Raw genomic sequence first — 22,819 nt, 5'->3', positions numbered from 1 at the left:
GGCAGGGGACGCTACGGCGGAAGGCCGGGCCGCGGCACGGGATTTTCCGGCAGCGCCTACTGCGTCACCGTGAAGGTGCGGAGGATCGCCGCCGTCAGGTCCGGGTCGCCCTCGAGCTTCAGCCGGTCGGAGACCGCCTCCGGGCTCACCCGGCCGCAGGCCAGGCGGACGTACGTCTCCCAGTCGAGGGTGAGGGTCGCGGCGGGGCCCAGCGCGGGGGCCGTCTCCAGGGTGCCGCGGCCCTGGATGTCGACGCGGATCGTGCGCAGGAACTCGATGGGCCCGTGGACGTCGAAGACGATGGCCGAGCTGCGCGGCGCCTGCGCCTCCTCCGCCACCACGCGCGGCAGTTCGCCGAGCAGCACGTCACGGGCGACGTGCGCGCCGGGGGAGTCGAGGTTGCCGGGCCGGCCGAGGGCCGTGCGCAGGTCCTGCTCGTGCACCCACACGTCGAAGGCGTGCCGCCGCATCGACTCCTCGAGGGTGAGCTCCTTGCCCAGCGGGCCCCGCACCTTGGTGCCCGGGTCACGCGAGTCGTTCCGCAGCTGGCGGTTGCGGCGGATGATGACGTACTCCAGCTCGGAGGTCATCTCCGGCGCCGTGTGGTGACGGCGGACGTCGACCTGCATCTCCATGTAGCGCTGGTGGTCGTTCGTCACGTGGAACAGGTCGCGCGGCAGCGTGTGGATGGGGCGCGGATCGCCCAGCATCTCGCAGTCCAGGCCGATGACATGGGAGACCACGTCCCGCACCGACCACCCGGGGCATGGCGTGCGCCGGTTCCATTCGGCCTCCGCGAGCGGCTGGAGCAGCTCGGATATCGCTTCGATGGAGTGGGTCCAGGCGTCGGCGTAGGGCTGGAGGGTGGGATGCAGACTCACGGAACGGGACCCCTCGGCGGTCGGTGCACGGGCAGGTGGTGGCGGCGTTGCCAGTGGGAGGTGGCGGCTGTCGGCGGGTGTCTTGCCAGCTAAGTTACGCTGCTGTGAGGCACCCCGGCAGTGCTTTCGTGTGACGATCGTAGGCCCGTGGGGAGGCCCTTGTGGACGGGTCGATTGCCAGGACGGTGGTAGTGTGCGCGCCTCTGTGATCCAGATCGCCGTAGACGAGGGCGAATCGGTCGAATCGCGTCGTCGGCGGATGGCCTCGACGGTCCGGGACCAGGCCGGTGCCGATCTCGTCGTCCTGCCGGAGCTGTGGACCACGGGTGCCTTCGCCTACGAGGAGTTCGGGCGCGAGGCGGAACCGCTCGAAGGGCCCACGTACGAGGCGATGGCCAAGGCCGCGAGCGACGCGGGCGTCTGGCTGCACGCCGGCTCCATCCCCGAGCGTGACCCCGACGGCCCCCTCTACAACACCTCCCTCGTCTTCTCCCCCTCCGGCGACCTCGCCGCCGCCTACCGCAAGATCCACCGGTTCGGCTTCGACAAGGGCGAGGCCGTGCTGATGGGCGCGGGCAGCGAGCTGGTGACCGTCCGTCTGCCCGAGACCACCCTGGGCCTGGGCACCTGTTACGACCTCCGCTTCCCCGAACTCTTCCGCGGGCTCGTCGACGCCGGGGCCGAGACGCTCGTGGTACCGGCGGGCTGGCCGGAGCGCCGCCGGAGCCACTGGACGCTGCTCGCCCAGGCACGGGCCGTGGAGAACCAGTCGTTCCTCCTCGCCTGCGCAACGGCCGGCACACACGCCGGAGTTCCCCAGGCCGGCCACTCGATCGTGGTCGACCCGTGGGGCGAGGTGCTGGCCGAGGCGGGCGCCGGCGAGGAGATCCTGACCGTGGAGTTCGACCCGGGGAAGGTCGCCACCACGCGCGAGCAGTTCCCGGCGCTGAAGGACCGGGTGCTCGGGCTCCAGCCCCCGCGCAGGCCCTGACCCTGCGCCTCAGTCCTCCCGCTCCTTCTCCGCCAGGTGGATCACGCACACCACCACCGCGATGAGCAGCGCCGGATCCGCGTCCTCGCGGACGACGTCCACGCCGTAGGTGTCCCGCACGGTCAGCCACCGCCGGGAGATCACCGCCAGCAGCTCCCCGTCGTACTCGACGGCGAACTCCCGGTCGAGGATCTTGCCGCTGACGTCCAGTTCGCTGCCGTCGGCCAGGGACACCCGGTAATGGTTGCGCAGCAGGGACAACCGCTTCCGGCGGATCCTCGCCAGCGGCTCCCCGCCCCGCTGGAGCACCATCGTGTCGCGCAGGGCGAGCATCTTCTGGTGGAGGTCGACGAGGACCCGCCCCTGGGGATCCTTCAGCTCCCAGGTGTCCCGCAGCCGCAGCGCCTTGCCGTCGACGAGGAACACCTTGCTGCCGCGGTCGTCCTCGATCCAGTAGTCGTCACCGAAGCCCAGGAGCCGGTCGTACACGAGGAATCTCATGAGACCAGGGCTTCCCCGCCGCCGGTTCCGAAACGCCGCCGATAGGCCGACGGGCTGAGCCCGGTCGCCCGTCGCAGCCGCGCCCGCAGGTTGGCGGCCGTGCCCAGCCCGCTCCGGGCCGCCACCACCTCAAGCCGCTCCTCGCCCCGCTCGATCAGCCGGCAGGCCAGCGCCACCCGCTCCCCGGTCAGCCACGCCAGCGGGGTCGTCCCGAGCTGGGCGCGGAAGCGGCGGTGCAGCGTGGCGGGGCTGACCCGCGCGCGGGCCGCCAGATCCGCCACCGTCAGCGGCTCGCCCAGCCGCTCCTGCGCCCACGCCAGCACCGGCCCCAGGGACTCGTCCCGCACCTCGGGGACCGGCCGCTCCACGAACTGCCGCTGCCCGCCGTCCCGGTGGGCGGCGAACACCAGCCGCCGGGAGACGTGGTTGGCGATCTCCGCGCCGTGGTCACGGCGCCAGACGTGCAGCCCGAGATCGAGCGCGGCCGCGCTGCCCGCCGCGGTGAGGACGTCGCCGTCGTCGACGAAGAGCACGTCCGGCTCCAGCAGCACCCGCGGGTGCAACTGCCGGAAGGAGTCCGCCCAGCGCCAGTGCGTCGCCGCCCGCCGCCCGTCGAGCAGCCCTGCCTCGGCGAGCGCGAAGGTGCCGGTGCAGAGGCTCATGATCCGGGCGCCCCGCGCGTGTGCGCGCCGGATGGCGTCCAGGACGGCCGGGACCCGGGGCACGACGTTGTCCGGCCGGCCCGGCACCACCAGCGTGTCCGCCCCGTCCACGGCGTCCAGACCCGGGACACCGGTGAGCGTGCAGAAGCCGTGGTTCATCCGGATCTCCGGCGCGGGCCCGCACAGCGTCACCTCGTACAGCGGCCCCGGCAGCCCCAGCTCGGGCCGCGGCAGCCCGAACAGCTCGGTGGCCACCCCCACCTCGAAGGGGTTGGTGCCCTCGTCCACGATCACGGCGACGCGGTGCGGGCGCTGCGAGGTTGCGTGCTCAGGGTGCGGGCCCTGCGAGAATCCTTGCGACATGTGCGATTCCTAGCACTCGTGCCCGCCGCACGGCACCCCGCAGGATCACCTCATGACCCAGGAACCCATCTCCCTCGCCGACGCCCTGGCCTCCTTCGCCGAACAGTGGAGCCCCCGCGTCGTCACCGCCGTCAACGACTACGACGTCCGCATCGCCAAGGTCGAGGGCGAGCACCTCTGGCACGCCCACGACCACACCGACGAGTTCTTCCTCGTCCTCGACGGCGAACTCCACATCGGCCTGCGCGAACCGGCCGGCGAGCGCACGGTCGTGCTCCCCAAGGGCAGCGTCTTCACGGTCCCGCGCGGCACCGAACACAAGCCGTACGCCCCCGTCCCGACCGCGATCCTGGTGTTCGAGCCCACCGGCACCCTCACGGTCGGCGACCGCCACGACGAGGTACCGGACCATGTGGACGCGACGACGGGGCATGCCCTGGGGTGACTGTCAGTGCCGGATGACACCCTGGACGCATGAACCACTCCGCACCCCGACGCGCCCGCGTCCGCGCCCCCGAGCTGACCGGCAAGGGCGGCTGGCTGAACACCGGCGGACAGCAGTACACCCTCGCCGACCTGCGCGGACGCATCGTCATCCTGGACTTCTGGACCTTTTGCTGCATCAACTGCCTGCACGTCCTGGACGAACTGCGCGAGCTGGAGGAGAAGCACCGGGACACGGTCGTCGTCATCGGGGTGCACTCGCCGAAGTTCGCGCACGAGACGGAGCACGGGGCGGTCGTCGACGCCGTGGAGCGGTACGGGGTGGAGCACCCGGTGCTCGACGACCCCGAGCTGGCCACGTGGAAGCAGTACGCCGTGCGGGCCTGGCCGACGCTCGTGGTGATCGACCCGGAGGGGTACGTCGTCGCCCAGCACGCCGGTGAGGGGCATGTGCACGCCATCGAGCGGCTGGTGGCGGAGCTGGAGGCCGAGCACGAGGCGAAGGGGACGCTGCGGCGCGGGGACGGGCCGTATGTGGCGCCGGAGCCGGAGCCGACCGTGCTGAGGTTCCCGGGGAAGGCCCTGCTGCTGCCGGGCGGGAGCTTCCTGGTGAGCGACACCACCCGGCATCAGCTGGTGGAGCTCGCCGAGGACGGGGAGAGCGTCGTGCGGCGGATCGGCTCCGGGGCGCGCGCCTTCGCCGACGGGGCCGCCGGGACTGCTGCCTTCAACGAACCCCAGGGGCTCGCCCTCCTCGACGACGGCTCGGTGGTCGTCGCCGACACGGTCAACCACGCGCTGCGGCGGCTGGACCTCACCACCGGCGAGGTCACCACCCTCGCCGGTACGGGCCGGCAGTGGTGGCAGGGCTCCCCCACCTCGGGCCCGGCCCGCGAGACCGACCTGTCCTCCCCGTGGGACGTGGCCTGGTGGCAGGGCAGGGTGTGGATCGCCATGGCCGGCGTCCACCAGCTGTGGGCGTACGACCCGGAGGACGGGACGGTGTCCGTCACGGCCGGGACGACCAACGAGGGGCTGGTCGACGGGCCGGGCGGCGAGGCCTGGTTCGCGCAGCCCTCCGGTCTCGCCGCCACACCGGAGCGGCTCTGGGTCGCGGACTCCGAGACGTCCGCCCTGCGCTGGGTGGAGCCCGACGGCTCCGTCCACACGGCCGTCGGCGCGGGCCTGTTCGACTTCGGGCACCGGGACGGCGCCGCGGACCAGGCCCTGCTCCAGCACCCGCTGGGCGTCACGGCGCTGCCCGACGGCTCGGTCGCGGTCAGCGACACCTACAACCACGCCCTGCGCCGCTACGACCCGGCGACGGGCGAGGTGACGACCCTGGCCACGGACGTGCGCGAGCCCAGCGACGCGGTGCTCGACGGCGACGACATCGTGGTCGTGGAGTCGGCCCGGCACCGGCTGACCCGGCTGCGGCTGCCGGAGGAGGCGGTGAAGGTGCCGGAGGTCGCCCACCGCACGCGGCGCGAGGCCACCGAAGTCGCCCCGGGGCGGCTCCGGTTGGACGTCGTCTTCCAGGCCCCGGCGGGCCAGAAGCTCGACACCCGGTACGGTCCCTCGACCCGTCTGCTCGTCTCCGCGAGCCCGCCGGAGCTGCTGCGCAGCGGCGAGGGCGCGGGAACCGAGCTGTCCCGCGCCCTCGAACTCGACCCCTCCGTGCCGGAGGGTGTGCTGCACGTCTCCGCGATGGCCGCCTCCTGCGACGACGATCCGTCGAACGAGTATCCGGCTTGTCACGTCCACCAGCAGGACTGGGGCGTCCCCGTCCGCCTCACGGAGGCGGGGACGGACCGGCTTCCCCTGGTGCTGGCGGGGATGGACGCCTGATGGTCCGGGGCGTCACACCCCGTATCCGTCGCTGTAGCCGTCGCGGCGGTGGTGGTGCACCGCCGGGTCGTCGACCACCGGTGTGGTCGGTGGCACCACCACTCGGCGGCGCCGGGCGATGCTGCTGAAGGTCGTGACGCCGATCAGTCCGACGATCATCAGGATGATGCCGACGAGGTCCAGGTTGACCCCCTGCATGTCCCAGTCGGTCGCGAACGTGAGGATGGCTCCCACGGCGATGAGAATGATGCATCCGCCGAGGCCCATGAGTGTCGCCTCCCTGTACGGTCCGGTCGTTCCGGTCCGCACACCGGGTACCCCCGTGGGGAACACCCATGCGGTGATGGCCTGTTCTAACCCTCCAGGAACGCCGTGAGCGCGTTGGCGAGCAGGAACGGGTCGTCGGCGCCGCACAGTTCGCGGACGCTGTGCATCGACAGGATGGCCACGCCGATGTCGACGGTCCTGATGCCGTGCCGGGCGGCGGTGATCGGGCCGATCGTGGTGCCGCAGGGCATGGAGTTGTTGGAGACGAAGGACTGGAAGGGCACGTCGGCCCTCTCGCAGGCCGCCGCGAACTCCGCGCGGCCCGAACCGTCCGTGGCGTAGCGGTTGTTGACGTTGACCTTGAGGATGGGGCCGCCGTTGACGCGCGGGTGGTGCGTCGGGTCGTGCCGCTCCGCGTAGTTGGGGTGGACGGCGTGGCCCGTGTCGGAGGACAGGCAGACGGTGCCGGCGAAGGCGCGGGCCCGGTCCTCGTAGGTGCCGCCGCGTGCGAAGACCGAGCGTTCCAGCACGGTGCCGAGGAGCGGTCCGTCCGCGCCGGTGTCCGACTGGGAGCCGTTCTCCTCGTGGTCGAAGGCGGCCAGGACCGGGATGGACGCGGGCTTGGACGACGCCGAGGCGACGGCGGCGAGCGCGGCCGTGCCGGCGTGCACCGACAGCAGGTTGTCCATGCGCGGGCCGGCCAGCAGTTCGCGGTCGCGGCCCAGGTAGGCGGGCGGTTCCACGGAGTGCGTCATCAGGTCCCAGCCGGTGACCTCGCCCGCCGGGATGCCGGCGGTCTCCTCCAGGAAGGCGATGAGGTCGCCGTCGCGCACGTCGTGGCCCAGGCCCCAGACCGGCTGCATGTGCCGCTGCTTGTCGAGCTTGAGGCCCTCGGACGTCACCGAGCGGTCCAGGTGGATGGCGAGCTGCGGCACGCGCAGCAGCGGGCGGTCGACGTTGACCAGGCGGGTGGAGCCGTCGCGCAGGGTGAGGCGGCCGGCGATGCCGAGGTCGCGGTCGAGCCAGGAGTTGAGCAGGGGTCCGCCGTAGATCTCCACGGCCACCTGGCGCCAGCCGTGCGCGCCGCTGTCGGGGAGCGGCTTGACGCGCAGGTTGGGGGAGTCCGTGTGGGCGCCGACGATCCGGAACGGCGTGTGCGGCCCGGCCCCCTCCGGGACGTACCAGGCGACGATCGCGCCGCCGCGCAGCACGTACTTGCCGCCGCTCGTCCCCTCCCAGGCGTCCGTCTCCGCGACCTGCCGGAAGCCGGCCTTCTCCAGCCGTTCGGCGGCGGTCGCCACGGCGTGGTACGGCGAGGGGCTCGCCGCCAGGAAGGTCATGAGGTCGTCGGTGTGGCCGCGGTCGAAGCGGGCTCGTTCGGTCATGGGTTCACCTTAACGACGGACGAGGGCCTGTTCCTCTGGGTAAGGAACAGGCCCTCGAACAACGGACGTGAGGATCAGAACGCGGCCTCGTCCAGCTCCATCAGGTCCAGCTCGACGCCCTCGGCGACCTTACGGGCCAGGGTGACGCCCGGCAGGACGTTGGCGGCGAAGAACTTGGCGGCGGCGATCTTGCCGGTGTAGAAGGCCTTGTCCTTGGCGGAGGCGGTCTCCAGCTTCTCGGCGGCGACCGCGGCGCCCTTGAGCAGCAGGTAGCCGACGACGACGTCACCGGAGGCCATCAGCAGGCGGGTGGTGTTCAGGCCCACCTTGTAGATGTTCTTGACGTCCTGCTCGGTGGCGGCGAGGTCGGTGAGCATCAGGCCGACGATGGCCTCCAGCTCGACGGCGGCCTTGGCGAGGTGCTCGCGGGCACCGGCCAGCTCCTCGCCGCCCGTGCCGAGGGCGAGGAACTTCTTGATGTCCTCGGCGAGGGAGTTCAGCGCGGCGCCCTGATTGCGGACGATCTTCCGGAAGAAGAAGTCCTGGCCCTGGATGGCCGTGGTGCCCTCGTAGAGAGTGTCGATCTTGGAGTCCCGGATGTACTGCTCGATCGGGTACTCCTGGAGGAAGCCGGAGCCGCCGAAGGTCTGCAGGGACTGGGCGAGCTGCTCGTAGCCCTTCTCGGAGCCGTAGCCCTTGACGATGGGCAGGAGCAGGTCGTTCAGCGCGTGCTCGGTGGCGGCGTCCTCGCCGGCGGCCTCCTTGATCTGGATGGCGTCCTGGATCGAGGCGGTGTACATCACCAGGGCGCGCATGCCCTCCGCGTACGCCTTCTGCGTCATGAGCGAGCGGCGGACGTCCGGATGGTGGGTGATGGTGACCTTGGGCGCGGTCTTGTCCATGAAGTTCGCCAGGTCGGGGCCCTGGACGCGCTCCTTGGCGTACTCCAGGGCGTTGAGGTAGCCCGTGGAGAGCGTGGAGATCGCCTTCGTGCCGACCATCATGCGGGCGAACTCGATGATGCGGAACATCTGGCGGATGCCGTCGTGCTTGTCGCCGATCAGCCAGCCCTTGGCGGGGTGCTGGTCGCCGAAGGTCATCTCGCAGGTGTTGGAGGCCTTCAGGCCCATCTTGTGCTCGACGTTGGTGGCGTAGACGCCGTTGCGCTCGCCCAGCTCGCCGGTCTCGAAGTCGAAGAGGTACTTCGGGACGAGGAAGAGGGACAGACCCTTGGTGCCGGGGCCGGCGCCCTCGGGGCGGGCCAGCACGTAGTGGAGGATGTTCTCCGACATGTCGTGCTCACCGGAGGTGATGAAGCGCTTCACGCCCTCGATGTGCCAGGAGCCGTCCTCCTGCTGCACGGCCTTGGTGCGGCCGGCGCCCACGTCGGAGCCCGCGTCGGGCTCGGTGAGGACCATCGTGGAGCCCCACTGCTTCTCCGTGGCGATCTTGGCTATGTGCTTCTGGACCTCGTTGCCCTCCTCGAAGAGGATGCCGGCGAAGGCGGGGCCCGAGGAGTACATCCACACGGCGGGGTTCGCGCCCAGGATGAGCTCGGCGTAGGCCCAGATCAGGGAGCGCGGCGCGGTGGTGCCGCCGATCTCCTCGGGCAGGCCGAGGCGCCAGTACTCGGAGTCCATGAAGGCCTGGTAGCTCTTCTTGAAGGAGGCCGGGACCGGCGCGGTGTTGGTCTCCGGGTCGAAGACCGGCGGGTTGCGGTCGGCGTCGGCGAAGGACTCGGCCAGCTCGTTCTCCGAGAGGCGGGTCAGCTCCTCCAGGATGCTCTTCGCGGTCTCGGCGTCCATCTCCTCGAACGGGCCGGTGCCGTACACCTTGTCGCGCCCGAGTACTTCGAAGAGGTTGAACTCGATGTCGCGGAGATTCGACTTGTAGTGCCCCATGGCGACGGCTCCCGGCTCCGTAGAGAGATCGGCGAGGCACTGGATCCTCGCGCTAGTTCACGTACCAACAAGTAGCTCCGATGATGCTACCCGCCGGTAATAAGAAGCAACCCCGATCCCGTCATCTGTGACAGGTCACACCGGAACGGTCAGTGTCGCCGTGTAGCCCTCCGTGGTGCTGCCCTTCACCGTCGCCAGCTGCTGGGCGTGGCCGTCGCTGAAGATGTTGTCCGTCTCCAGGGAGAGGCTGCTCAGGTTCCGCACGCTCGCGTCGTAGCCCTCCGTGGCGTACACCGTGTCGCAGACGTCCTTGGGGAACGCGAGCTGCGAGGTGTTCGTGATGGAGGTGGCCGCCGTGGCGTCGGCCAGGCTGCCGTAGACCTCGAAGTGGATGTGCGGCCAGCGGCCGGCGTAGCAGCCCGGGAAGACGCTCGTGAAGGTGACCCGGCCCTGGTCGTCGGTCTCCTGGACGCCCCGCAGGTAGTTCTCGTCGGTGACGCCCTCGGAGTACAGGGAGTAGTTGCCCTCGCGGTCGCAGTGCCAGAGGTAGACGGCGGCGCCCTTCTTGGGGCTGCCGCAGCCGGAGGCCGCGTCCACCACGGTCAGGGTGATCGTCAGGGGGACGCCCTCGGCGGTGCCGCCCGCGGAGTCGCCGAAGCTCTTGGTGATGTCGCTGCGGACGACCCCGCTCTCCTTCAGGACGTTCACGCCGTTGGAGCCGTCGCCGGGGAAGGGCCCGGCGGTCTCCTCGGGGATCTCCGCGCACGCGGCGGACGAGGACGACGAGGAGGAGGTCGAGGAGGACGCCGGGGACGAGGAGGACGCCGGGGTCTCCTCCTTTGACGTGCAGCCCACCAGCGGTATCAGGCTCGCTCCGGCCATCAGCCGGATCATCCGGCGGCGGGCGAGGACGGGAAGGTCGTAGGAGAGGCCTCTGTCGTGCTCGTGCGGGCCCTCGTCGTGGCGTTCGGTCATGGCTCCGACGCTATGAGCCGCGGCTGTGGCGATCCATAGTCACGGCTGTCAGGTCGCTGTCGAGTCGCTGTCGGTTCGCCGTCACCGCCGTACCGCACCTCCCGCCCGGCCGCTCTCGGTACGCTTGCGCTCATGTACGGCTACGACCAGACAGCGGGCCCGCAAGCGCAGTACGCCCCTCCGCAGCAGCCGATGTCCGGCGGGTACGGGCAGCAGCCGCCGCTGTACCCCGAGCCGTCCCCGCCCTCGCTCGCGGACGCGGTGCGCGCGTTCACGACCGGGCAGATGGCCGCCGAGGACTTCCAGCAGGTCTTCGCGACGTCGAAGGTCTACTGCCCGCGCGGCGACAACCCCGGCTTCCTCGCCCTGCACAACACCCAGCAGCCGGTGATCCCGATGTTCACCACGCTCAAGGAGCTGCGCCGGTACGCGGGCAAGGAGTCCAAGTACTTCGTGATCACCGGCGCCGAGGTGCTGGACCTGCTGCCCACCGGCTACGGCTTCGTCCTCGACATGGAGGGCGAGCACCGGATGGTGTTCGACGCGAAGGCCGTGGAGCAGATGGTCGAGTTCGCGATGCGCCGGATGTATGGCGGCTGAGCCCGGCCCTCCTCGTTCTCGTTATGTCGGCAGGCGCAGCGCCAGGCCGTCCAGGACGACCTCCAGGCCGTAGGCGAACTTGTCGTCGCGCAGCTTCGCGGGGTCGGCGGCCTGCGCGCTGGTCTCGGGCCCTGCGGCCGCCAGGTGGTCGTAGCCGGCGGAGACCTGCTGGGCCGTGGGCAGCAGGCGGGCCACGAACTCCGTCTCCGACTCACCGGAGCGCGCCACGGTGGTGAGCCAGGCGGCCTCGGTCGTGCTCATGCCGATGACGTACGAGAAGACGGCGTCGATCGCGCGGCTCGGCTCGGGGAATCCGGCGGCGGTGAACAGGGCCGCGAGGCGCTCGGAGAAGCTCATGTAGTTGGGGCCCAGATAGGCGAGCCCCGCCTGCCCCAGCACCAGGGTCAGCCAGGGGTGTCGTAGCGCCGTCGTACGGAAGGACCCGGCCGCCTCGGTCACCGCGGCGCGCCAGTCCGGGCTGTCGGCCGGCGGGACGTGGATCTCCGCGGCGACCTCGTCCACCGCCAGCTCCATCAGCTCGTCCTTCGTGGCCACGTGCCGGTACAGCGAGGTCGCGCCGGCGTTCAGGCGGGCGCCGAGCTTGCGCATGGAGAGCGCCTCGATGCCGTCCGCGTCGAGCATGGCGATCGCCTCGCGGACGATCGCGTCCCGGCTGAGCGCGGGCTGGTCGGTCCGGCGCTGCTCCCGGGTCCAGACGGACGGGATCGGGTTCCTGTCCGTCGTCCTGCTCCTGCTCATGGGCGCTCCTCCTGAATGACCCTCTGGTGCGAACAGCGTGCGCAATCAGCGTACAGAACTCAAGGGTTGCGAACACTGTTCCGCTCTGCGTACAGTGTTCGCATCACAGGAACGGTGTTCGCAGGAGGGGAAGAGGACATGGACGCTCGCAATCCACGCCGCTGGTGGATCCTGGTCGTGCTGTGCCTGAGCACGCTGGTGCTGGTGGTCGACAACATGGCGCTGACGGTCGCCGTGCCCGCGCTGACCGAGGACATCGGCGCGAGCAGCCAGGACATGCAGTGGATCCTCGACTCCTACACCCTGGTCTTCGCCGGGCTGCTGCTGACCTCGGGAAGCCTGGGGGACCGGTTCGGGCGCCGGAGGGTGATGCTGATCGGCCTCCTGCTCTTCGGGGCGGCCTCGCTGGGGGCGGTGTTCTGCTCCAGCCCGGGTGAGCTGATCGCGGTGCGGATCGCGATGGGCGTCGGCGGGGCGCTGATCATGCCGTCGACGCTGTCGATCCTGATCACCGTCTTCGACGAGGACGAGCGGCCCAAGGCCATGGCGGCGTGGGGCTCGGTGTCCATGCTGGGGCTGGTCGGCAGCCCGGTGCTCGGCGGTGTGCTCATCGACCACTTCGCCTGGCAGGCGATCTTCCTGATCAACGTCCCGATCGTCGCCCTGGCGCTGCTGGCCGGTGTGCTGCTGATGCCGGAGTCGAAGGCGCCGTGGCAGAAGCCCGACCCGCTGGGCGCGGTGCTGTCGGCTGTCGGGATGACGGCCCTGGTGTGGTGGATCATCGAGATCCCGCAGCACGGCGCCTTCGAGGGCCGCTCCCTGGTGGTGCTGGCCGTCGCGGTGGTCGCCCTGGCCGGCTTCGTGGTCTGGGAGAACGTCACCTCCGCGCCGATGGTCCCGCTGGTCCTGTTCCGGCACCGCAACTTCAGCGGCGGCTCGCTCTCCCTGGCCCTCGTCCAGATCGGCAACGCCGGCCTGCTGCTGGTCCTGACCCAGTACCTGCAGTTCGTCCTCGGCTGGTCGGCGGTCAAGGCGGGCCTGGCCTTCCTGCCGCTGGCCGTGGCCGCGCTGGCCGGCAACGCGGCCGGGGCGCAGCTCGCCGTCAAGGTCGGCAACCGGTTCGTCATCCTCGGCGGGATGCTGCTGATGGCCGTCTCCTTCGGGCTGCTCACCACGCTCACCGCCGACAGCGGGTTCACCGTCCCGGCCGTGGCGCTGGGGATCCTGGGCCTCGGTGCCGGTCTGGCCATGCCGGCCGCGGTGGCCGCGCTGATGGGCACCATCCCGGAGGAGAAGGCGGGCGTCGGCTCCGCCCTCAACGACACCATCCAGCAGTCCGGCACCGCCCTCGGCATCGCGATCCTCGGCTCCCTGCTCTCCGGCGGCTACGCCGACGAGATGCCGGCCGGCGCCCCCGAGCAGGCCAGGGAGTCCATCGGCGGGGCCCTGGCCGTCGCGGGCGGTGACTCGGGCCTGGTCCGGGCGGCCCGGGAGGCCTTCACCGCCTCGATGTCGACGACCTTCACGATCAGCGCGATCGGTGTCCTGGTCGCGGCCGTCGTCGCCACGCTGGTGATGCGGGACCGCAGGGCGGAGCCCGCCGGGGAGGAGCGCGAGGAGCGCGAACTGGTCGCCTGACCAGGGCGGACGAAGGCCGGCACCCTCAAGGTGCCGGCCTTCGGTCTGTTCCGGGGTTGCCTCCCGCGTCCGCTGGGAATGCCCTCCCGGTTTTCTCTGTTTGGAGTGGCAGAAAGTTCAATGCTCAACTAAACTGGGCGTACACGAGGAGGAACCGACATGCCTGCTGTGACCGTCGAGAACCCGTTGGCGCTGCCCCGCGTGACCGCGCCGGCCGATGCCGTGGCCCGTCCGGTGCTGGCCGTCACCACCGCTCCGAGCGGTTTCGAGGGCGAGGGCTTCCCGGTGCGCCGGGCCTTCGCGGGGATCAACTACCGCCACCTCGACCCGTTCATCATGATGGACCAGATGGGCGAGGTGGAGTACGCCCCGGGCGAGCCCAAGGGCACCCCCTGGCACCCGCACCGCGGCTTCGAGACCGTCACCTACATCATCGACGGCATCTTCGACCACCAGGACTCCAACGGCGGTGGCGGCACCATCACCAACGGGGACACCCAGTGGATGACCGCGGGCTCGGGCCTGCTGCACATCGAGGCGCCACCGGAGCATCTCGTCATGTCCGGCGGGCTCTTCCACGGCCTGCAGCTGTGGGTGAACCTCCCGGCCAAGGACAAGATGATGGCCCCGCGCTACCAGGACATCCGCGGCGGCTCCGTCCAGCTGCTCACCACCCCCGACGGCGGCGCGCTGCTCCGCGTCATCGCCGGTGAGCTGGACGGGCACCAGGGCCCCGGCATCACGCACACGCCGATCACGATGATCCACGCGACGCTGGCGCCGGGCGCGGAGCTGACCCTGCCGTGGCGCGAGGACTTCAACGGCCTGGCGTACGTGCTGGCCGGGCGCGGCAGCGTCGGCACCGAGCGGCGCCCGGTCCACATGGGCCAGACCGCCGTCTTCGGCGCCGGTTCCTCGCTGACCGTCCGCGCGGACGAGAAGCAGGACTCCCACACGCCGGACCTGGAGGTCGTCCTGCTCGGCGGACAGCCGATCCGTGAGCCGATGGCCCACTACGGCCCGTTCGTGATGAACACCAAGGAAGAACTCATGCAGGCCTTCGAGGACTTCCAGAAGGGCCGCCTGGGCACGGTCCCGGCGGTGCACGGCATGACGGCGGGCGGCCCGCAGGGCTGACGCCCCCTCACCCGGGCGGGCCGTCCCGACGGGACGGCCCGCCCGGGGCGTGTTCGGGTGGAGGCGTGCAGGTCTCCAAGCCGCCCCTCCCCGGCCCCGGGCTCCTCCTGCCGGACCCCCTCCGGCGCCTCGCCGCCTGGTGCGTGCTCCTCCTGCTCGTCTCCGGAGTCGTCTACGTCGGCATCCGGCTCTGCGACGAGTTCCGCACCGCCGTCGTGCCCGTGCTGCTCGCGCTGCTCGGGACGGCACTGCTCCGGCCGCTGCACCGAAGGCTCGTGAAGGCCGGGGTGCACCGCTCGGTCGCGGCCGGGCTCACCTGCGTCGCCGTCGTCGCCGTGGTCGGCGGGGCCGTCTACATCGTGGTCGCCGCGCTCATCGACACCGGCGACGAGATCGTCGCCTCCCTCAGGCAGGCCGCGCGCGGCGTCTCCGACCACTTCGGCGCCGCGGGCACCTCGCTGGACGACCTCGCCTCCAACGCCCGGGAGCTGCTGGGCAGGTTCGGCGGCACCGCCGCCTCCGGTGTGATCAGCGGGGTCAGCGTGGTCGGCGAGGCCCTCGCCATGGCCGTGCTGGCGCTGCTGCTCGTCTTCTTCTTCCTGCGCGACTCCGACCGGGCCACCGGGACGCTGCGGGCCCTGTCCCCGCGCGGCTCCGCCGACACCCTGGAGGCCATGGCGCGGCGGGCGTTCCACGCCGTCGAGGGGTTCATGCGCGGTACCACCCTCATCGCCCTCATCGACGCCCTCTGCATCACGGTCGGCCTGCTCGTCCTCGACGTGCCCGGGGCGGCCGGGCTCGGGGCGCTGGTCTTCGTCGGGGCGTACATCCCCTACCTCGGCGCCTTCGTCTCGGGAGCCGTGGCCGTGCTGGTCGCGCTCGCCGACCGGGGGTTCGTCATCGCGCTGTGGGTGCTCGGGGTGGTGCTCGCGGTGCAGGTCCTGGAAGGGCACGTGCTCCAGCCGGCGATCCAGAGCCGGACCGTGCAGATGCACCCGGCGGTGGTGATGGTGACGATCACGGCCGGGGCGTCGGTCGCCGGCGTGCTCGGCATGCTGCTCGCCGTGCCGCTCACCGCGGCCGCCTTCGGGGTGGTCCAGGAACTGCGCACCCGCTACGGCGACCAGGAGCCGTCGCCCGAGCCGTTCACCGACTCGTAGAGCTCGAACCAGATGCTCTTGCCCTCGCCCCGCGGGTCCACCCCCCAGGTGTGCGCGAGCAGTTCGATCAGCACCAGGCCGCGGCCGGAGGACGCCAGCTCCCCGGGTCTGCGCTTGTGCGGCAGGTCGTCACCCGCGTCGGTGACCTCGATCCGCAGCCGCCGGTCGCCCACCTCGCCGGTGATCTCGGCGACGAGCAGCGCGTCCGAGTCGGTGTGCACGAGGACGTTCGTCAGCAGCTCGGACAGCAGCAGCACCGCCGAGTCGACCTGGTCCGGCGAGGCCCAGTCGTGCAGCAGCTCGCGCAGCTGCTGCCGGGACACCGCGACCCGCTCGGGCTCGGCCTGCGCGACCGTCAGCACCGAGCGCCGCACCGGGGGCCGCACGGTCATGGACCCGCCGCAGCCGCAGCCCTCGCCGTCCCGGCTCAGCAGCAGCATGGCGATGTCGTCCTCGCGGCGGTCGGCCAGCGGGCCGGTGGTGTGGTGCGAGGACGGCCCGTGCACGGCCTGCACCAGGGCGTCGGCGAGCTCCTCCAGATCGCCCTTGTGCTCCTCCAGGATCGCGCGCAGCCGCCGCCAGCCGGTCTCCAGGTCGTGGCCGCCGGTCTCGATCAGGCCGTCCGTGCAGATCAGCATGGTCTCGCCGGGCTCCAGGGCGAGCCGGGTCGTCGGATAGTCGGCGTCCGGGTCGATGCCCAGCGGCAGTCCGCCCGAGGTCGGCCGCGTCAGCACCGTGCCGTCGGCCATCCGGATCGCCGGGTCCGGGTGCCCGGCGCGGGCGATGTCCAGCACCCCCGTCGCCGGGTCGACCTCGACGTAGACACAGGTCGCGAAGCGCGGGTCGGCCGGGTCCTCGTCGCTGATGCCGTGCAGGAAGCGCGAGGCGCGGGACAGCACCGCGTCCGGGCGGTGCCCCTCCGAGGCGTAGGCCCGCAGGGCGATCCGCAGCTGGCCCATCAGCCCCGCCGCCCGTACGTCATGGCCCTGGACGTCCCCGATGACCAGGGCGAAGCGGCCGCTGGGCAGCGGGATCACGTCGTACCAGTCGCCGCCGACCTGGAGTCCGCCGCCGGTGGGGACGTAGCGGGCGGCGACGCTCATGCCCGGGATGCGCTGCGGGCCGAGCCTCGGCAGCATCGTGCGCTGGAGTCCGTCGGTCAGGGCGCGCTCGCTCTCGGCCACACCCGCCCGGGTCAGCGCCTGAGCCAGCATCCGCGCCACCGTCGCCAGCACGGACCGCTCGTCCGGCGTGAACGCCACCGGGTAGGCGAAGGCAGCCATCCAGGCGCCCATCGTGCGGCCGGCCACGGTCAGCGGCAGGAACGCCCAGGACCTGCGGCCGAACCGCTCGGCGAGCGGCCAGGTCAGCGGATACCGGGCCTTGTACTGCTCGGCGGAGGACAGATACACGGCCCGGCCGGTCCGGGCCACCTCGGCCGCCGGGTAGTCCGTGTCCAGCGGCATGTCCGAGAACGGGTTCTCGTCGCCCTGCTGCTGCCCGTGGTGGCCGATGACCGTCAGCCGGTCACCCTCCACGCCGAACACCGCCAGCCCGTCCGGCGAGAACCCCGGCATCGACAGATTGGCCGTGACCCGCAGGACCTCCTGCGTGGAGCGCGCCTCGGCCAGGGCCCGGCCCGCGTCCAGCAGGAAGGCCTCCCGCGAGCGCCGCCAGTCGCCGGTGACCGCGCTGCGTCCGGCCGGGGTGCCCGGCGTCGGCTCGGTGACCTCCTGGAGGGTGCCGATCAGCCGGTACGCCTTGCGGACCCGGTCGAAGGACGGCTTGGACCGGCTGCGGACCACCCGGACGATCCGGCCCTGCTCGTCCATGATCCGGACCCGCACCTCGGCGAGGGTGCCCTCGGAGACGGCGAGCTGGATCACGCCGGTGATCTCGTTCCAGTCGACCGGGTGCAGCCGGGCCCGGGCCTGGGCCTCCGTGAGGCTGACCTGTTCCGCGGGCAGCCCGAGCAACCGTGCCGCCTCGGCGTCGACCGTGACCAGCCCGGTGGCGGTGTCCCAGTGCCACAGGCCGGTCGCGAGGGCGGCGAGGGCCTCCCCCACGGCGGGCAGGGGCTCGCCAGTGCGCATTGCCCTACTTTAAGAAGACGCGCTCGAGCACTGCCACCGAAAGCGGAAGCGTGCTCGATCGTTACCCTGTGGAGAACTCAGGAGAGCCGATCTTCGCCTGGCCGGTACGCTGGGGTCTGTGTTTCACGTGAAACACAGACCCCGATCAGCGAAGACTGGATGAACGACGATGCATCGGTACAGGTCCCACACCTGCGGCGAGCTCCGCTCCTCTGACGTCGGCACCGACGTCCGGCTGAGTGGCTGGCTGCACAATCGGCGCGACCTGGGCGGCATCCTCTTCATCGATCTGCGCGACCACTACGGCATCACGCAGCTCGTGGCCCGTCCCGGCACGCCCGCCTACGAGGCCCTAGACAAGCTCTCCAAGGAGTCGACCGTCCGCGTCGACGGCAAGGTCGTCTCCCGGGGCGCCGAGAACATCAACCCCGAACTGCCGACCGGTGAGGTCGAGGTCGAGGTCGGCGAGGTCGAACTGCTCGGCGCGGCCGCCCCGCTGCCCTTCACCATCAACACCGAGGACGGGGTCAACGAGGAGCGGCGCCTGGAGTACCGCTTCCTGGACCTGCGCCGCGAGCGCATGCACCGCAACATCATGCTGCGCACGGCGGTCATCTCCGCCATCCGCCACAAGATGACGGCTCTCGGCTTCAACGAGATGGCGACGCCGATCCTGTCCGCGACCTCCCCCGAGGGCGCCCGCGACTTCGTCGTCCCCTCCCGCCTGCACCCGGGCAAGTTCTACGCCCTCCCCCAGGCGCCCCAGCAGTTCAAGCAGCTGCTGATGATCTCCGGCTTCGACCGCTACTTCCAGATCGCGCCCTGCTTCCGCGACGAGGACGCGCGCGCCGACCGCTCGCCGGGCGAGTTCTACCAGCTCGACATCGAGATGAGCTTCGTCGAGCAGGAAGACGTCTTCCAGCCCGTCGAGAAGCTGATGACCGAGCTGTTCGAGGAGTTCGGCAACGGCCGCCACGTCACCTCGCCGTTCCCGCGGATCCCGTTCCGCGAGGCCATGCTGAAGTACGGCTCCGACAAGCCCGACCTGCGCGCCCAGCTCGAACTCGTCGACATCACCGACATCTTCGAGGGCTCGGAGTTCAAGGCCTTCGCCGGCAAGCACGTCCGTGCCCTGCCGGTGCCGGACGTCTCCGCACAGCCCCGCAAGTTCTTCGACCAGCTGGGTGACTTCGCCGTCTCCCAGGGCGCCAAGGGCCTGGCCTGGGTCCGGGTCGGCGAGGACGGCTCGCTGTCCGGCCCGATCGCGAAGTTCCTCACCGAGGAGAACGTCGCCGAGCTGACCAAGCGCCTGTCGCTCGCGGCCGGCCACGCGGTCTTCTTCGGCGCGGGCGAGTTCGACGAGGTCTCCAAGATCATGGGCGCGGTCCGGGTCGAGGCCGCCAAGCGCGCCGGGCACTTCGAGGAGAACGTCTTCCGGTTCTGCTGGATCGTCGACTTCCCGATGTACGAGAAGGACGAGGAGACCGGCGCGATCGACTTCTCGCACAACCCCTTCTCCATGCCGCAGGGCGGCCTGGAGGCCCTTCAGACCCAGGACCCGCTGGACATCCTGGGCTGGCAGTACGACATCGTCTGCAACGGCGTCGAGCTGTCCTCCGGCGCGATCCGGAACCACGAGCCGGAGATCATGCTCAAGGCCTTCGAGATCGCCGGCTACGACCGCGACACGGTCGAGGAGAAGTTCGCCGGCATGCTGCGCGCCTTCCGCTTCGGCGCCCCGCCGCACGGCGGCATCGCCCCCGGCGTCGACCGCATCGTGATGCTGCTCGCCGACGAGCCGAACATCCGCGAGACCATCGCCTTCCCGCTCAACGGCAACGCCCAGGACCTGATGATGGGCGCGCCGACGGAGCTGGAGGAGGCGCGGCTGAAGGAGCTGCACCTGTCGGTGCGCAAGCCGCAGCCGAAGTAGGCGCGGACGCGAGAGTGGCCCGGAACCGCCGTCGGTTCCGGGCCACTGTCGTACGCGGGGTTACGCGGTGAGGTGCCGGTCCAGGTCGGCGACGACCTCCTCGGCCGCCATCACACCGAGGCCGAGGTACCAGGTCTCGTCCGGAACGTCGTGGGCGTGCCCGGACTTGACCGCCTTCAGGTTCTTCCACAGCGGGTTGCCCTGGGCCTTGGACTTGTCGGTGGCCTTGGGGTCGCCGTAGACGCCGGTGAAGATGTAGTCGGCGTCGGCCTGGTCGATGTTCTCGGCGCTGACCTCGGCGGCGAGGTCGTCGATGTCCTGGTTCTTCGGACGCGGGATGCCGGCGTCCTTCAGGATCGTGCCGATGAACGAGGCGTTGGCGTACAGGCGGATCACGCCGTCCGGCATGAAGCGGACCATGGAGACGGACGGCTTCTTCGCGCCGAGCTTCTCGTCCAGGGCGTCGATCTTCTTGTCGTAGGCGGCGAGCTTCGCCTTGGCCTCGGCCGTCTTGTCCAGGGCGGCGGCGTTGAGGAGGTAGTTCTCCTTCCAGGTGAAGCCGGGGCGCAGGGAGAAGACGGTCGGGGCGATCTGCGACAGCTCGTCGTACTTGTCGGCGGCGCGCAGCTGGCTGCCGAGGATCAGGTCGGGCTTGAGCGCGGCGATGGCCTCGAGGTTGAGGTTGTTGATGGTGCCGACGCTCTCGGGCTTGCCCGCCTTGCCCTTCAGGTACGACGGGAGTTCGGGGGAGCCCTCGGTCGGGGCGAGGCCGACCGGCTTGATGCCGAGGGAGACGACGTTGTCGAGCTCGCCGACGTCGAGGACGACGACGCGCTTGGGCTGTGCCTTGATCTCGGTCTCGCCCATGGCGTGCTCGACGGTGCGGGGCCACTGGCCGGGCGCGGCGTCCGTGCCCATGGCCGCGGTCTTCCTCGCGGCGTCGGCGAACTCCTTGCCGCCCTGGGCGACGGCCTTCTTGTCCCCGGCTCCGGCGGAGGCCTCCCCGGACGGTTCCTCGCCGGAGGAGCCGCCGCATGCCGTCAGGGAGAGCGCGGCGGCGAGGGCGAGAGCGACAGCGGTGGCGCCGCGGCTGGTGACGGACATGGAGACTCCTGAACCTCGGTAGAACTTAGGCGAGCCTTACTTTAAGCGAATCCTGTGCGCGGGATGTATCCGGACTGTGGGGATCCCGTCATCGTCGGGCCCGGCTCCTGACGATCAGCCACATCAGGTACGGAGCACCCACGACGGCGGTGAACACGCCGACCGGCAGCTCCAGCGGCGACAGGAGCCGACGGGCCATCAGGTCCGCCACCACGACGATCAGTGCTCCCATGAGGGCCGAGCACACCGGCGGGATGTGCGGGGTGCGGGTGAGCCGCCGCGCGATCTGCGGGGCGAGCAGCGCCACGAAGTCCACCGGCCCGGCCGCGGCGGTGGCCGCGGAGGCGAGCACCACCCCGAGCGCGCTGAGCCCGAGCCGCACCCGGCCGAGCCGGATCCCGAGGGCGACGGCCGTGTCGTCCCCGAAGTCGGCGCCGCGCTGGGCCCGGGCCGCCCACACCAGGAAGGGCAGGAGCAGCAGCAGGATCGTGGCGAGCGGCGCGGCCTGGTCGTAGCCGCGGCCGTTGAGGGACCCGGTCAGCCACACCTTCGCCTGCTGGGCGACGAGGTAGTCCCCCTTGGTCACGAACAGGCGGGTCAGCGAGGCCAGCGCCACGGAGATGCCGATGCCGATGAGCACGAAACGGTTGGCGTGCAGGCCGCCGCGCCAGGCCAGCAGATAGACCAGCAGGGCCGCGCCGAGCCCGCCGGCCACCGACACGTACGGCAGGACGGCGTACGAGGTGACGCCGAAGGTCATCGCGGCGACCGTGGCCGCGCCCGCCCCGTGCGTGACGCCGATGACGTCGGGGCTGGCGAGCGGATTGCGGGCCACGGTCTGGATCAGCCCGCCGGCCAGGCCGAACGCGGCACCGACCAGCAGCCCGGTCACGAGCCGCGGCAGCCGCAGGGTGCCCACCACCAGCTCGTCGGGGCTGGGCAGCCCCAGCAGCACCCGGACGACCTCGCCCGGGGAGACGTACGACTGGCCCAGGCACAGCGAGGCGACCACGGTGACCGCCAGCAGCACGGCCAGCACGACCGCGACGACGACGGCCCTGCGGTGCAGCAGCACACTGCACCGCCCGGCCCGCAGCACGGCGTACCCGGCGGGGCGGGCGGCCACCGGAGGCGGTGACTCCACGACTCGCGTCATACGGCGGGCACCGCCTTCCGCCGCACCAGGACGACCAGGAACGGCACACCGGCCAGCGCGGTCATCACGGCCACCGGCACCTCCGAGGGGCGTACGACGATCCGGCCGAGGACGTCCGCGAGCAGCAGCATCACCGGCCCGAGCAGGGCGGCGAGCGGCAGCAGCCAGCGGTGCGCGGGGCCGACCAGGGCGCGGGCGATGTGCGGGACGGCGAGGCCGGTGAAGGCGATGGGGCCCGCGGCGGCGACCGCGGCACCGGTCAGCAGGGTCGCGGACAGGGCGCCGGTCGCGCGCAGCAGCGGCACGTTGCGGCCGAGTCCGCGGGCGACGTCGTCACCGAGGGCGAGCGCGTCGAGGCCCCGGGCCAGGGCGAACGCCAGCAGCAGCCCGACGGTGAGGAACGGCCAGACCTGCCCCGCGATCGTCAGATCGCGTCCGCTGATCGACCCGACGTCCCAGAACCGGAACTCGTCCAGGGCGCGGGCGTCGGTCGTGACGATGCCGGAGACGACGGAGGCGAGGAAGGCGTTCATCGCCGCGCCCGCCAGCGCCAGCTTCACGGGCGAGGCACCGCCGCGTCCGCTGCCCGCGACGGCGTAGATGGCGACGGCCGCGAGTCCCGCGCCGGCGAAGGCGTACCAGACGTAGCCGGTGAGCGTGTGCACGCCGAAGAAGGTGATGGCGCAGACGACGCCGACCGAGGCGCCCTGGCTGATGCCGAGGATGCCGGGTTCGGCGATGGGGTTGCGGGTGATGCCCTGGAGAACCGTTCCGGCGACGGCGAGTGCGGCGCCCACCAGCACGCCGATGACCGTCCGCGGTACCCGCAGGGACCGTACGACCTGCGCGTTCTCGCTCTGTCCGCCGTGTACCAACGCGTCCCAGACGGCGCCCGGGGCGACCGGGCGGCTGCCGACGGCGAGGCTGAGCAGGACGGCGAGCAGCAACAGGAGCAGGGCGGCGGCCGTCCAGCCGACGCGCCGGCGAGTGACTGCTGACATGCACCTTCTCCGGGGGAACC

20 protein-coding genes are annotated in these 22,819 nt (G+C 71.4%); 8 read left to right on the top strand and 12 right to left on the bottom strand.

What is annotated here, in order from left to right; all coding sequences use genetic code 11:
* Positions 1-56: 56 nt before the first annotated feature.
* Positions 57-881 (bottom strand): maleylpyruvate isomerase family mycothiol-dependent enzyme, encoded by an 825-nt coding sequence (locus ACSUPV_RS19960; RefSeq protein WP_031118120.1) that lies wholly within the window; start codon positions 879-881, stop codon positions 57-59.
* Positions 882-1,074: 193 nt separating this feature from the next.
* Between ACSUPV_RS19960 and ACSUPV_RS19955 the strand changes: the two genes are divergently transcribed.
* Positions 1,075-1,872, top strand: a complete 798-nt coding sequence (locus ACSUPV_RS19955; protein ID WP_031118119.1) for a carbon-nitrogen family hydrolase — start codon at positions 1,075-1,077, stop codon at positions 1,870-1,872.
* A 9-nt stretch (positions 1,873-1,881) separates the two neighbouring features.
* Here ACSUPV_RS19955 and ACSUPV_RS19950 read toward each other — a convergent pair whose 3' ends face one another.
* Positions 1,882-2,373: an LURP-one-related/scramblase family protein gene (locus tag ACSUPV_RS19950; protein WP_436948023.1), complete on the bottom strand. Its 492-nt coding sequence runs from the start codon at positions 2,371-2,373 to the stop codon at positions 1,882-1,884.
* Positions 2,370-3,398: a GlxA family transcriptional regulator gene (locus ACSUPV_RS19945; protein WP_037762675.1), complete on the bottom strand. Its 1,029-nt coding sequence runs from the start codon at positions 3,396-3,398 to the stop codon at positions 2,370-2,372. The genes ACSUPV_RS19950 and ACSUPV_RS19945 overlap by 4 nt, the downstream gene beginning before the upstream one ends.
* A 52-nt stretch (positions 3,399-3,450) precedes the next feature.
* Between ACSUPV_RS19945 and ACSUPV_RS19940 the strand changes: the two genes are divergently transcribed.
* Complete coding sequence (locus ACSUPV_RS19940; RefSeq protein ID WP_031118115.1) at positions 3,451-3,843, top strand: cupin domain-containing protein; 393 nt, start codon at positions 3,451-3,453, stop codon at positions 3,841-3,843.
* A 29-nt stretch (positions 3,844-3,872) separates the two neighbouring features.
* Positions 3,873-5,690 carry a thioredoxin-like domain-containing protein gene (locus ACSUPV_RS19935; protein WP_031118114.1) on the top strand — a complete coding sequence of 606 codons (1,818 nt, stop codon included), beginning with the start codon at positions 3,873-3,875 and terminating at the stop codon, positions 5,688-5,690.
* Between the two features lie 12 nt (positions 5,691-5,702).
* Here ACSUPV_RS19935 and ACSUPV_RS19930 read toward each other — a convergent pair whose 3' ends face one another.
* From ACSUPV_RS19930 to ACSUPV_RS19915, 4 genes are all read right to left on the bottom strand, one after another.
* Positions 5,703-5,957, bottom strand: coding sequence for a DUF6458 family protein (locus ACSUPV_RS19930; protein WP_031118113.1), 255 nt, complete (start codon positions 5,955-5,957; stop codon positions 5,703-5,705).
* A gap of 86 nt (positions 5,958-6,043) precedes the next feature.
* Positions 6,044-7,342, bottom strand: a complete 1,299-nt coding sequence (locus ACSUPV_RS19925) for a M18 family aminopeptidase (RefSeq protein WP_436948020.1) — start codon at positions 7,340-7,342, stop codon at positions 6,044-6,046.
* Positions 7,343-7,416: 74 nt separating this feature from the next.
* Positions 7,417-9,243 carry an acyl-CoA dehydrogenase gene (locus ACSUPV_RS19920; protein WP_031118111.1) on the bottom strand — a complete coding sequence of 609 codons (1,827 nt, stop codon included), beginning with the start codon at positions 9,241-9,243 and terminating at the stop codon, positions 7,417-7,419.
* Between the two features lie 135 nt (positions 9,244-9,378).
* On the bottom strand, positions 9,379-10,218 hold the full coding sequence (locus ACSUPV_RS19915; protein ID WP_436948018.1) for an intradiol ring-cleavage dioxygenase: 840 nt from the start codon (positions 10,216-10,218) through the stop codon (positions 9,379-9,381).
* 132 nt (positions 10,219-10,350) lie between these two features.
* Between ACSUPV_RS19915 and ACSUPV_RS19910 the strand changes: the two genes are divergently transcribed.
* A complete protein-coding gene (locus tag ACSUPV_RS19910; protein WP_031118109.1) occupies positions 10,351-10,818 on the top strand; it encodes an SseB family protein in 468 nt (155 codons plus the stop codon).
* Between the two features lie 21 nt (positions 10,819-10,839).
* On the opposite strand, the gene ACSUPV_RS19905 is transcribed toward ACSUPV_RS19910, so the two are convergent.
* A complete protein-coding gene (locus ACSUPV_RS19905) occupies positions 10,840-11,577 on the bottom strand; it encodes a TetR/AcrR family transcriptional regulator C-terminal domain-containing protein (RefSeq protein ID WP_031118108.1) in 738 nt (245 codons plus the stop codon).
* 138 nt (positions 11,578-11,715) lie between these two features.
* Here ACSUPV_RS19905 and ACSUPV_RS19900 point away from each other — a divergent pair, with 138 nt between their 5' ends.
* The 3 genes from ACSUPV_RS19900 (at position 11,716) to ACSUPV_RS19890 (ending at position 15,512) form a co-directional block, all read left to right on the top strand.
* A complete protein-coding gene (locus ACSUPV_RS19900; protein ID WP_031118107.1) occupies positions 11,716-13,215 on the top strand; it encodes an MFS transporter in 1,500 nt (499 codons plus the stop codon).
* 159 nt (positions 13,216-13,374) lie between these two features.
* Positions 13,375-14,352, top strand: coding sequence for a pirin family protein (locus tag ACSUPV_RS19895; RefSeq protein WP_037762666.1), 978 nt, complete (start codon positions 13,375-13,377; stop codon positions 14,350-14,352).
* A gap of 65 nt (positions 14,353-14,417) precedes the next feature.
* Positions 14,418-15,512, top strand: coding sequence for an AI-2E family transporter (locus ACSUPV_RS19890; protein ID WP_031118105.1), 1,095 nt, complete (start codon positions 14,418-14,420; stop codon positions 15,510-15,512).
* On the opposite strand, the gene ACSUPV_RS19885 is transcribed toward ACSUPV_RS19890, so the two are convergent.
* Positions 15,467-17,605: a SpoIIE family protein phosphatase gene (locus tag ACSUPV_RS19885; protein WP_037762664.1), complete on the bottom strand. Its 2,139-nt coding sequence runs from the start codon at positions 17,603-17,605 to the stop codon at positions 15,467-15,469. The two genes, ACSUPV_RS19890 and ACSUPV_RS19885, sit on opposite strands and share 46 nt — an antisense overlap.
* A gap of 169 nt (positions 17,606-17,774) precedes the next feature.
* On the opposite strand from ACSUPV_RS19885, the gene aspS reads away from it, so the two are divergent.
* Complete coding sequence (aspS, locus tag ACSUPV_RS19880; protein WP_031118103.1) at positions 17,775-19,538, top strand: aspartate--tRNA ligase; 1,764 nt, start codon at positions 17,775-17,777, stop codon at positions 19,536-19,538.
* 60 nt (positions 19,539-19,598) lie between these two features.
* Here the strand turns inward: aspS and ACSUPV_RS19875 are convergent, their stop codons facing one another.
* The 3 genes from ACSUPV_RS19875 to ACSUPV_RS19865 form a co-directional block, all read right to left on the bottom strand.
* Positions 19,599-20,642: an ABC transporter substrate-binding protein gene (locus tag ACSUPV_RS19875; RefSeq protein ID WP_436948013.1), complete on the bottom strand. Its 1,044-nt coding sequence runs from the start codon at positions 20,640-20,642 to the stop codon at positions 19,599-19,601.
* A gap of 88 nt (positions 20,643-20,730) precedes the next feature.
* Positions 20,731-21,798, bottom strand: a complete 1,068-nt coding sequence (locus ACSUPV_RS19870; RefSeq protein WP_031118101.1) for a FecCD family ABC transporter permease — start codon at positions 21,796-21,798, stop codon at positions 20,731-20,733.
* The gene (locus ACSUPV_RS19865) at positions 21,795-22,799 is read right to left on the bottom strand and encodes a FecCD family ABC transporter permease (RefSeq protein ID WP_031118100.1); all 1,005 of its coding nucleotides are present in this window, start codon (positions 22,797-22,799) and stop codon (positions 21,795-21,797) included. The genes ACSUPV_RS19870 and ACSUPV_RS19865 overlap by 4 nt, the downstream gene beginning before the upstream one ends.
* Between the last annotated feature and the right edge of the window lie 20 nt (positions 22,800-22,819).

The sequence above is a fragment of the Streptomyces sp. SudanB52_2052 genome, assembly GCF_964272415.1.
Taxonomy (GTDB): Bacteria; Actinomycetota; Actinomycetes; order Streptomycetales; family Streptomycetaceae; genus Streptomyces; species Streptomyces olindensis.
Note: the sequence above shows the minus strand (reverse complement) of the source record. Positions and strands in the feature narration are given on the sequence as shown.